Source organism: Methylobacterium sp. A54F, assembly GCF_053346035.1.
Genome location: NZ_JBKFBF010000179.1, coordinates 1 through 292, shown reverse-complemented (window position 1 = coordinate 292; position 292 = coordinate 1). Strand labels below are relative to the sequence as shown.

The 292-nt window shown below is 79.1% G+C and carries 1 pseudogene; it reads right to left on the bottom strand.

Annotated elements, in window-relative coordinates:
• Positions 1-196 (bottom strand): annotated as a pseudogene (locus ACLBXP_RS25865) (MBL fold metallo-hydrolase); the annotation flags it as partial.
• Positions 197-292 lie beyond the last annotated feature (96 nt).

The following is a 292-nucleotide window of genomic DNA, read 5'->3' as shown; positions in this document are numbered from 1 at the left end:
CGACGTGCGCGGCGTCCCCGGGCCCGGGGTCGATTACCGCGACGCGGCCGTGGCCCACCACGTAGGTGCAGGTGCCGCTCGCCGTGAAGGGGCTGCCGTCCGGCGCGATGCGCCGGCGGACCAGGGGCGTGAGCGTCTCGAAGCGGCCCGCGGGCGGAAGGGCGGCGCCGAAGGCCGGCCCGCTGCTGTCGCTCATCCGTCCGCTCCCGCGCGGCCCCGCCGGCCCCGGCGCCGCCCTACGACATCGGGCTGCTGGGGACAACGCGGATCGGGACCGCTCCGGCGCCTCAGC